Origin of the sequence: Stenotrophomonas sepilia (genome assembly GCF_003244875.1) — a bacterium.
Classification (GTDB): Bacteria; Pseudomonadota; Gammaproteobacteria; order Xanthomonadales; family Xanthomonadaceae; genus Stenotrophomonas; species Stenotrophomonas sepilia.
In genome coordinates this window covers 299,388-310,090 of the sequence record NZ_LXXZ01000040.1, presented here as the reverse complement: position 1 = coordinate 310,090, position 10,703 = coordinate 299,388, and the positions used below count along the sequence as shown (strand labels likewise).

The 10,703-nt window shown below is 66.7% G+C and carries 9 protein-coding genes; 8 read left to right on the top strand and 1 reads right to left on the bottom strand.

Annotation, left to right across the window (positions count from 1 at the left end):
• The 8 genes from A7X97_RS07970 to A7X97_RS07935 form a co-directional block, all read left to right on the top strand.
• The coding region (locus tag A7X97_RS07970) for a TonB-dependent receptor domain-containing protein (RefSeq protein WP_111007803.1) at window positions 1-2,769 on the top strand (2,769 nt) is incomplete at its 5' end.
• Window positions 2,770-2,821: 52 nt separating this feature from the next.
• Complete coding sequence (locus A7X97_RS07965; protein WP_111007795.1) at window positions 2,822-3,586, top strand: Slam-dependent surface lipoprotein; 765 nt, start codon at window positions 2,822-2,824, stop codon at window positions 3,584-3,586.
• 90 nt (window positions 3,587-3,676) lie between these two features.
• Window positions 3,677-5,131, top strand: coding sequence for a surface lipoprotein assembly modifier (locus tag A7X97_RS07960; protein ID WP_111007794.1), 1,455 nt, complete (start codon window positions 3,677-3,679; stop codon window positions 5,129-5,131).
• Between the two features lie 136 nt (window positions 5,132-5,267).
• Entirely contained in the window at window positions 5,268-5,672 is a 405-nt protein-coding gene (locus A7X97_RS07955; protein ID WP_005416747.1) for a response regulator, read from the top strand.
• 9 nt (window positions 5,673-5,681) lie between these two features.
• Window positions 5,682-7,268, top strand: coding sequence for a sensor histidine kinase (locus A7X97_RS07950; RefSeq protein ID WP_111007793.1), 1,587 nt, complete (start codon window positions 5,682-5,684; stop codon window positions 7,266-7,268).
• 70 nt (window positions 7,269-7,338) lie between these two features.
• A complete protein-coding gene (locus A7X97_RS07945; protein WP_111007792.1) occupies window positions 7,339-7,680 on the top strand; it encodes a type II toxin-antitoxin system prevent-host-death family antitoxin in 342 nt (113 codons plus the stop codon).
• 3 nt (window positions 7,681-7,683) lie between these two features.
• Window positions 7,684-8,310: an ATPase gene (locus A7X97_RS07940; protein WP_111007791.1), complete on the top strand. Its 627-nt coding sequence runs from the start codon at window positions 7,684-7,686 to the stop codon at window positions 8,308-8,310.
• A gap of 63 nt (window positions 8,311-8,373) precedes the next feature.
• Entirely contained in the window at window positions 8,374-8,988 is a 615-nt protein-coding gene (locus A7X97_RS07935; protein WP_111007790.1) for a hypothetical protein, read from the top strand.
• A gap of 84 nt (window positions 8,989-9,072) precedes the next feature.
• Here A7X97_RS07935 and proP read toward each other — a convergent pair whose 3' ends face one another.
• Complete coding sequence (gene proP, locus A7X97_RS07930; protein ID WP_111007789.1) at window positions 9,073-10,560, bottom strand: glycine betaine/L-proline transporter ProP; 1,488 nt, start codon at window positions 10,558-10,560, stop codon at window positions 9,073-9,075.
• Between the last annotated feature and the right edge of the window lie 143 nt (window positions 10,561-10,703).

The following is a 10,703-nucleotide window of genomic DNA, read 5'->3' as shown; positions in this document are numbered from 1 at the left end:
GAATGGGAAGGGGAAGGGGAAGGGGTGCGGGTGACCGAAACACTGGACGTGGCCGGCCGCCTGCAGTCGGAAGGGGGCGAGGCCCGCGATCGGCGCGGCTACGATGATGTGTTCGCGCTGGATCTGACCACGGCGTACTCGGGGCGCGACCGTGTGGAGCGCTATCGCGGCTCCAACCCGGCCGACGTGGTCAAGGATCTGGTCGGTGTGTTCAGCGGTGATGCGCGCAACAGCGGCGCGCTGGACATCAACATCCGCGGCATCCAGGGGCCGGGGCGGGTGCCGGTCAGCATCGACGGTGGCGAGCAGGCGCTCACGGTCTGGCGCGGCTACAACGGCGTCAGCAACCGCAACTACATCGATCCCAACCTGATCGGTGGCATCCAGGTCATCAAGGGGCCAGGGCTGGTGCGCGATGTGCACAGCGGGATCGGTGGCGCGCTGGTGATCAAGACCATCGACGTTGACGACGTTGTTGCTGCCGGTGAGCGCTTCGGCGGGGAGCTGAAGATCGAAGGCAGCAGCAATGCGGTGGCGCCACGCCTGCCGCGGCTGCATACCGGCGAGGATTACCGCACGGTGCCCGGGTTCCCGCAGGGCTCGCCCTCGGCACCGTATGCCGACAGCACGCTGCTGGTGCCGGTGAAGTCGCGCGGTTCTGAAACCCATGTGTTCGCCGGGGAAGACCAGGCCTGGCGGCTGGCGCTGGGCCTGCGTGGCGAACACGTGGACCTGATGGCGGCCTATGCCTGGCGCAAGCGCGGCAACTACTTTTCCGGCACCCGGGGCGCGGCGTACTACGACCAGGATCCGCGCGAGCAGTTCGAGTACAAGGGCCTGGACTACATCACCACGCTGGCGCGCTACTTCAAGCCCGGCGACGAGGTGCCCAATACCTCCAGCGAGCAGGAATCGTGGCTGCTGAAGGCGACCTGGCAGATCAACGACGACCAGCAGCTGCGCGCGACCTGGCGGCGCACGCTCTCGCACTACGGCGAGATCATGCCCTCGCGCATCCTGTCCGCGCCCGACTACGGTCGCATCCAGTGGCCGCTCAGCCGCGTCGATGCCGATGCCTGGAACCTGGAATACCACTGGCAGCCCGCCGGAAGCCGCTGGCTGGACCTGCGTGCCAACCTGTGGCGCACCGAAACCACCAGCGATACGTACACCGCTGGCGGCTTCCCAAATTTTGCCAGCAACCCCGACTGGAACCCCGGCAGCAGCCCGATCCTGCGGAATACCGCGCTGGCCAATGCCCGCAACGACCGCACCGGCCTGACCCTGAGCAACCGCTTCGCGTTGCATTCCACCCTGGACCTGACCGTGGGCGGCAACTGGCAGTTCGAGAAACTGCGCTCGGCGGACCCGTACTTCGGCGTCAGCGATGGCTGGCGCATGTACCCGCGCGCGGGACGCCGCCAGGAAGGTGAGGGCTACCTGGTGCTGGACTGGCGGCCGGTGGATTTCCTCTCCCTGAGTGCTGGCGTGCGCTACGCGCGCTATTGGGCCTTTGATGATTTCCTGCAGGACCACCCGGAGCTGATGACCACCTCGGTGTTCCCCAAGGAGGCCCGCTACCGCGTCAACGAACTGCCCGAACGCCCGGCCAGCCTGCAGGGCGAGATCGACGCCATCGAGTCGCAGCGCGCGTTCTGGGACAGCATCGGCATGGGCTTCATCGTTGATGATCTGCTGAAGGGCCTGCTGAGCAGGTATGAGACGCCGGTTGCGGTGGACCACACCATTCCGTGGCTGCCGGATGCGGACGGCAACTACAGCCGTGCCAGCAACCCCTGCCTGAATGGCCAGGTGGCGGCCATTCCCGGGCGGTTGCCGGTGCAGGGTGCGCAGATCCTGTGCAGCATCCAGAGCGGGCGGCCGCAGACGGTGTCCGGGCGCAATGAGCGCAGGCGCGACCATGCCTGGCTGCCGACCTTCTCGGCCACCGCGCATTTCTCGCCCAATGCGCGCGCCTACGTCCGCTACAGCGAGGCGGTGCGTTTCCCCAGCATGTTCGAGAGCACCATCGCGTTCTCCAGCAGCCTGAACCCGCTGTACCCGCTCAAGCCCGAGCACGCCTACAACTACGAAGTGGGCTACGTGCACAACCTGTCGGCGCTGTTCGGCAACACCGCGGATGCCGACGTGAAGCTGGCCTACTACGTGCACAAGACCCGCAACGTCATCGAGCGCGACGGCAATTTCCTGTTCGACAACCTGGACAAGCAGCGCATCCGCGGCGTGGAGCTGCAGGCGCGGTTCGACAACCGTCGCTTCTTCACCGACCTGGGCATCACCCGCACGCTGGAAAACAAGGTCTGTGACGAAAGCATGGCGGTGCAGCTCGATGCACTCGCCGGCAAGGTGCCCAACTGCGTGCAGGACGGCTTCGTCAGTGGCTACCTGCTGACCCAGGCCATTCCCCGCTTGTCGGTGAACGCGTCGCTGGGCACCCGGCTGTTCGATGAGCGCCTGGAGCTGGGCAGCCGCATCGTGCATTACCAGCGCCACCAGAACCCGGACCTGCAGGCCTACCGTGACCGCCTGTACGCCGGCAGTGGTGGCCTGATCTGGCAGAACGTGCCGTTCACCTGGGGAAACATCACCACCGTCGATGCCTACGCGCGCTGGCGCATCAACGACCATGCCAGCATCGAGCTGGTCGGCACCAACCTCGGCAACCGCTACTACGTCGACCCGGCCACGCGCTCCACGCTGCCGGCGCCAGGGCGCACGCTGAAGCTCGGTGTCACCGCGCGCTTCTGATGACCTGTTCCGTTGTTGTACCCGTAGTTCCCTCAACCCAAGGAGTAGTTCCATGAAGATGATCTCCCGTTCCGTACTGGCCGTGGCCGCCACCTTTGCCCTGGCCGGTGCTGCCCAGGCTGCCGACATCGTCGGTGCGGCCAGCGCGGCCACCGATTCGCAGCTGTACGTCAAGGTCGGTGCTTCCGAAGTCAACGGCGGCCCGCACAGTGCCGGCAAGGCCGGCATCGGTGTCGGCACCGTCTCCAACGCCAAGCCGGTCGATTTCCAGGGCCTGGCCGCATACTCGGCCCCCACCACCGTGGGCAACGTGACCGTACGTACGCTGGCCATGCCGATCACCGGTACCCCCGGCAACCATGCCGGCATGGGCCACTTCAACTTCGTCAAGGTGGGCAGTGGCGATGTGTGGTTCGGTGAATGGTCCAAGGATGGCGCCGCGGGTGGCTTCAACAACCGCCAGGTTTACTTCGCTGGCGACCGCGCGGGCACCACGTTGCCCAGCGGCACCGCCACGTACGAGGTGGCCGGCCTGAACAAGTTCAACGGCAGCAACCTGCTCAGCGGCACCTTCGCCGCGAACTTCGGTACCGGCAAGCTGACCGGCGGCCTGGCCGGTGGTGGCCAGACCCTGGCGATCAACGCCAACATCAACAGCGCCGATGCGTCCTTCGCCGGCACCGCTGTGGCCAACGGTTCGGTCACCGGCAACAGCCAGGGCCAGTTCTTCGGCGCCAACGCCGCCACCCTGGCCGGTATCGCTACGTTCGCCGGCAACAGCCAGTACGACACCGCCTTCGGCGGCAGCAAGAACTGATTGCCACGCCCCTGACGGGGCAGGGCAGGGACAAGCCGCGATCCGCCAGTCCCTGCTTCGGCCCGCTGCATGCACCGCCACGGATCGACCATGCGCCACCCCATTTTCCTTGTGTTCCTGCTGCTGGTTGCCGCCGACGTGCGCGCCCAGCAGGACGATCTGCGCCGCGTGCTCGAACAGGGCAGCGAACTGCGCCACCAGCAGCAGGACCAGCAGCGCCTGCAGCAGGCCGAATCGCAACGGCCGACGCTCACCATCGATGGCCAGACCGTGCGGGTGGAGCGCACCGTCGATGATCTCGGCCAGGCCCTCTACCTGTCATTGCAGCACCAGCAGTGGCCGGCCGCTGCGGCGTTCCTGGCCGAATACATCGAGCTTCCGGGGCACGATCCGCTGCTGCGCCACTACGCGCAGGGTGCGTTGGCCCGCGTGGCCGGTGACCATCCGCGCGCTGCACGGGAGTACGAAGCGCTGCTGGCAGCGCAGCCGGACTTCCTGCCCGCCCGCCTTGAACTGGCACGCGTCCATGCCGAAGACCAGCGCGACCGCGAGGCGGTGGCATTGTTCGGTGCAATCAAGGCCGGTATCGACAGCAACGATCCGGCCACTACGGGTGTCCGCGCTCGCGTGGACAGCTATCTGGACGCGTTGCAGGCACGCAGGCGCTGGAAGGCGGCGGTCGCCGCCGGGCCTGCATGGAGCGACAACATCAACCGCAGTTCGGCCAGCCGCACCTGCCTGTTCGTCGTCGGCGACACCTGCCTGATCGAACGCACGCTACCCGAAGCGCAGCGCGCCACCGGCCTGGACTACGACGCCAACCTGGAACGGCGCTGGGCGTGGGCCGGCCATCATGGACTTTACGTGCGCGGTCTCGCTTTCGGTCAGGCATGGCGCGGGTACAGTGCATACAACGAGCTCAACGCCAGCGTGCAGGCCGGTTACAGCTGGCGCAGTGCACGGCACACCCTGCAGCTGGCGCCGAGCTATGACTTCCAGGCGCTGGGCAACCACGCCCTGCAGGGCGGCAGCGGCGTGCACGGCGAGTGGCAGTACGCCCTGGACGGGCGCAGCCTGCTCAAGCTGGAGGCCGACTGGAAGCGCCAGCGCTACCGGGAGCCGGGCCTGGCTGACAACTACGATGGCGATCTGGCAGCGCTGTATGCCATTTGGTTCCGCGCGCTCAATCCGCGCTGGACCCTGTTCGCGGGCATGGACCTGACCGACAGCAGCGCAGCCGACCCGGCCAACGGCTACCGCCAGCGCGGACTGCGGCTGGGCGCGGCGCGCCAGTGGAGTGGCACCACGGCCACGGTGTTCGTGTCGTTGCGTCGCCGTGACTATGATGCCTGGAGTCCGTTGCTGGAGGCGCGCAGGCAGGACGACGAACAGAACCTGATCGCCATCGTGCGCAGCGAGCGGCTGGCGGTGGGCGGGCTGGTGCCCAGCCTGGGCCTGCGCTACGCCCGCATCGACAGCAACGTCGGTTGGCTGTACAGCCATGACCGCAGTCTGCTCAGCCTGAAATGGGAGCGTGCGTTCTGAACGCACCGCTGCAAGGCCGGAGTGAATGCGCCGCGGCTGCGATCTTCATCGATCATCACGCGCCCTTGTAGCCCGGTTCGCGCATCCTACGACCGTTGCGGCGGAGGTGGGCCGCGTGTATCGAGGAGCGCCGGTCGTGCTGGAAGCGGGCAACAAACCAGAAGGCCTGAAAGGGTTGAGAGTACTGGTGGCGGAAGATGAGTTCGCCATCGCGATGTTCCTGGTGGACTACCTGGAGTTGAAGGGCGCGCAGGTAGTGGGGCCGGCCGGGGACCTGCAGGCACTCGGCCGGCTGCTGGATGACAACCCCATCGATGTGGCCCTGCTGGACATCAACCTGGGCGGTGAACAGGTGTACCCGCTGGCCGACCGGTTGGCCGAAGCGGGTACGCCGTTCATGCTGACCTCTGGCTACGATGACAACCTGCCCAGCCGCTTCGCGGATGCGCCACGCTGCACCAAGCCCTATCACATCGAGGCCCTGGTCCAGCAGCTGGCGGGACTGGTGGCGACGCCGCAGGCCCCTGCGGGCATCGCCTGATTGCGCGGCATGTCGCGCCACACCGAAGGCCTCCGGGCCGTGGAGCGCCCGGCGGGCATGCCGCCGTCGCTGCAGGCGCATGCGCGTCATGACGGCATGGCCGCCCGTATTGCCCGGCACGACTGGTCAGGCACGCCACTGGGTGCGATCGAGCAATGGCCGCCGCACCTGCGCGCCACCGTCGACCTGATGCTTGCGCACGGCTTTCCGATGATCGTGCTGTGGGGCGAGCAGCTGGTGCAGCTCTACAACGATGGCTATGCCGAGATCCTGGCTGACAAGCATCCTGGCGGACTGGGCCAGCCGACGCGCGAGTGCTGGCCCGAGGTCTGGCACATCAACGGCCCGATCTATCAGCGTGTGTGGCAGGGCGAGACCATCACCTATGAGGACAAGCTCTATCCGCTGGCGCGGCGGGGGCGCTTGGAGGATGTCTGGTTCACCATCACCTACAGCCCCATAAGCGGAGAGGACGGGTGCATCAACGGCGTGCTGGTGACCATGTTCGAAACGACGGCCGCGCACGTTGCGCAGGCGGCCCGCGAACGTGAGGAACAGAAGCGCCGTGAGAGCGACCGCCGGTTGGCGCTGGCCTTCAAGGTGCTGCCGGTGGGTGTCTGCATTGTCGATGCCGACGGCAACCTGCAACTGTCCAACGACCAGATGCGGACCTATCTTCCCACCGGCAAGGTGCCCTCCATGGATCGCCCCAACCACTACCGGTGGCAGGGTACGCATCCCGATGGCTCGCGCATCGAACCCCACGATTTCGCCATCGCCCGCGCCCTGCGGGGGGAGACGATGGTCCCAGGCCTGGAGTTCCAGTTCATCCATGACGATGGGCGCGCGCGCTGGACGCGTGTCGCCGCCGCACCGCTGCGTGATGCCGATGGCGGGGTGAGTGGCGTGTTCGCGATCGCCGTGGACATCGACGACCTCAAGCGTGCCACCGAGCGCCAATCGGTGCTGCTGGCCGAACTGCAGCATCGCGTGCGCAACATCATGTCGACCATCCATGCCCTTGCCTGGCGGACCCGCGCATCGGTCGGCAGCGTGGACGAGTATGCCGAGCGCCTGTGCGCGCGGCTGATGTCACTGGCGCGCACGCAGAGCCTGTTGACCCGTGGCGCCAATGTAGGGGTCTGCCTGCGCGGCATGCTCGAGGAGGAGATCGCGGCGCAGACGCCGGCCGCCGCCGCCTATCACCTGCAGGGTGAGGATGTGCTGTTGCCACCGAAGGCGGCCGAAGTACTGTCGCTGGCCATCCATGAGCTGACCACCAATGCGTTGCGGTATGGCGCGCTGGCCCACGAGGACGGCCGGATCGATGTCTGCTGGCACCTGCAGGTGCAGGATGGGCAGCCGTGGCTGGGCCTGCACTGGTGCGAGCGCCATGCCGAGGTGGCGGGGTGGGAGATGCCACGCCAACGTGGCCTGGGCCGGGTCCTGATCGAGCAACGGGTGCCCTATGAACTGGCCGGCAGTGGCGAGCTGCGCTTTGCCCCGCAAGGCCTGGATGCCTGGATCCGGTTCCCGCTGCGCGAGCGCGACAGCCTGCTGCAGACTGACGCCCCGGACTCCGGGCTGCCTGGGTAAAAGGGTATTTATCTCCAATTTGGCCAAATTGGGTATAGTGTCGCTTATCCACCCCGCCTGGAGCCGTGTGATGACCCTGCCGCTGGATCTGCCTGGCCTCGAGAAGGCCCCGGCCTCGTCGGTGAAGACCCGGGGCTGGCCGAGCCTGATGCGCACCGTGCGCGAAAAGCAGGCGCTGGTCATCACCAACCACAATCACCCCGAAGCGGTGATCGTGGATATCCGCACCTACCAGGAGCTGCTGGCCAAGGCTGCCGGCGGCGATGCCGATGAGCGCAGCGAGGAACTGCTGCGCCTGCGCAGCGAGTTCGACCAGACCCTGGCCGGGCTGCAGCGCGGAGAAGGGCTGGGCAAGGTACTGGGCCAGCCGATCCGGCGCGGCCGCAAAGCCACCCTCGGCCGTCCGCTCTGATCGATGGGACGCATCCTGGCGCTGGCCGGCGTCAATGGCGCCGGCAAGAGTTCGCTGCTGGGCACCTGGCTGGACGCCGAAGGACTGAGCTGGTTCAACCCGGACTCGTTCACCCGTCGCCTGGTCGACGCCGGCTGGCCGCTGCCGGAGGCCAACGCGGAGGCATGGCAGGAAGGCACCCGCCGCCTGCGCCAGGCCATGGCTGATGGCACCGACTTCGCCTTCGAGACCACACTCGGCGGCAATACCATTCCGCACCTGCTGCGTGAGGCCTGCGAACGGCATCAGGTGGCGATCTGGTTCTGTGGGCTGGCCGATGTCGAGCTGCACATCGCCCGTGTTGCGGCGCGGGTGGCCGCTGGCGGCCACGATATTCCGGTGGAGAGGATCCGCGCGCGTTTCGATTCCGCGCGCGCGAACCTGCTGGAGCTGCTGCCACACCTGGCCGAGCTGCATGTCTACGACAACAGCGCACCGGCCGACGCGCAGGGCTGCGTGGTGCCGCTGCCGGTACTGGCCATGGCTGCAGGCGAACTGCAGTACCCCATTGCGGTAGCCGACCTGCTGCACACGCCCGGCTGGGCCAAGCCCATCGTGATGCGCGCGATGGAATTGAACAATCCGCGCTAGATCCACGCCATGCGTGGATGCCTTGGCTGTGGTTAAACTGACCGCACCATCAAGGAGGATGACATGCACGGACCCGCGATATTCCGCTCCACTTCGATCTTCCTGGCGCTTGCTGCGCTGGCGCTGTCCAGCTTGACGGCGGTGGCTGCGCCCGGATCCAAGCGGGTGGTTGCGCCACCCAGCCTGGTGCAGGCCTATCGGGCCGCCGAAGCGAACCTGCGGCTGATTCCCGGCGACGACATTGAATCCGAGTTCCGTCCGGTGTGGACCGCTGTTGCCGATCTCGATGGCGATGGCCGTGCCGAGGCCGTGTATTTCTACACGTCCACCTACACCGGCGGCAGCTTCGCGCAGAGCAATGTGGTGGCGGTGATGACGGCGCTGACAGCGAACGATCCGCGTGGCCAGGAGAACCCGAAGAGCCTGTCGCCGGTGGAAGCAGAGGACTATGCCGCCATCCGCAGGTATGGCTATGGCGATGATGCCGGCATCCAAATTCCTGGCGCGGTGCAGTCGATTCGAATCGATGGTAACCGGATCATCGTTGCCTTCACCGTTACCGCGGGCGCAACGGTCTGCGAAATTCCCCGCGATTTCCGCCACGTCTGCCCGCCGGAGGGTCACTACACCTGGACACTGCGCTGGACGCCGGGAAAGCTGACCCGCGTCAAGAAGTAGCGCTAGGCAGCGCCGGGCGTATCCGCCCGGCGCCACTGACTCTGTAGATCCACGCCATGCGTGGATCGGGTTCTGCGCCCAGCCTCAGGCCGGCTTCACCTGCTCAGAGTCCGCAACGTCCGGCAGCGGTGGCAGGTCCGGGTCCACCGTCACCGGTGCATCGCTCATCAACAGCGCAGCGGCTTCCTTCCTGCAGCCGACGGCCGGCGGTGAACCGCGCAGCGGCAGGCCGGCGGTCTCCTTCACGAACAGCATGGTCACCAGGCCGATCACTGCCGCGCCCATCAGGTAATAGGCCGGCACCAGCGGGTCGCCGGTACGCTCCACCAGCCACGCGGTCACCAGCGGCGTGGTGCCACCGAACAGCGACACCGACACATTGAAGGCGATCGACAGCGCGCTGTAGCGCACCGGGGTGTAGAACAGTGCCGGCAGCGTGGACGGCATCGAGCTGGTGAAGCACACCAGCGCCAGCCCCAGCAGCATCAGGCCGAGGAAGATCAGCCCGTCGTTGCCGCTGCCGACCAGCAGCAGGCACGGCACCGCCAGCACCAGCAGCGCGATACACGCGCCGATGATCATCGGCCGGCGGCCCAGCCGGTCACTGAACACGCCACCGACGATGTTCAGCGGCATCATCACCAGCATCACGATGATGATCAGCAGCAGGCCCTTGCTCTCGGCATAGCCCATGGTGACGCTGAGGTAGCTGGGCATGTAGGTCAGCAGCATGTAGTCGGTCACGTTGAACACCAGCACCAGGCCCATACATACCAGCAGCTGGCGACCGTGCACCTGGAACAGCGCGCCCAGCCCGGGACGATCGTGCTCGCGCTTCTCGGCTTCCTCGGCGAAGGCGCGGAAAGCCGGGGTTTCCTCCAGTTTCATGCGCATGTACAGGCCGAGCAGGCCCAGCGGACCGGCTACCAGGAACGGAATGCGCCAGCCCCAGTCCAGCATCTGCTCGCTGCTCAGCAGCATGTGCAGCGCGGTGACAGTACCTGCGCCGGCGATGTAGCCGCCCAGCGTGCCGAACTCCAGCCAGCTGCCCATCAGGCCGCGGTTGCGGTCGGTGGAATACTCGGCGATGAAGGTGGCCGCGCCGCCGTACTCGCCACCGGTGGAGAAGCCCTGCACCACGCGCGCCAGCAGCAACAGCACCGGCGCCCAGATGCCGATGCGCTCGTAGGCGGGAATCAGGCCGATCGAAAAGGTGCCCAGCGCCATCAGGATCATGGTGAACGCCAGCACTTTCTGGCGGCCGTAGCGATCACCCAGCGGCCCGAACACCAGGCCGCCCAAGGGGCGCACCAGGAACGCCACGGTGAAGGTAGCGAACGCGGCGATCACCTGCGCGGTGGGATTGCTGGAGGGGAAGAACACCTGGCCGATGGTGACCGCCAGATAGCCGTAGACACCGAAGTCGAACCACTCCATGGCATTGCCGAGTGCGGCCGCGCCGACGGCGCGCTTGAGCATGGGCTTGTCGACGACGGTGATCTCATCGACCTTCAGGTGGCGGCGGCGTTTGAACCAGCCGAAGTGGGCGTGTGCATCGGGGGTGTCCTGCATGGGGACTCCTTGTTTGGTAAATACAGTGCGGGATAGACGGTGTGATGTGTCCCGAGAAACGGAAACGGCGATGCAGACGCAGGTGGCGCAGGGGCATCGGGGGCAGGGAGAATGTGCGCAGGCACGACGCCACGCGCACGTCA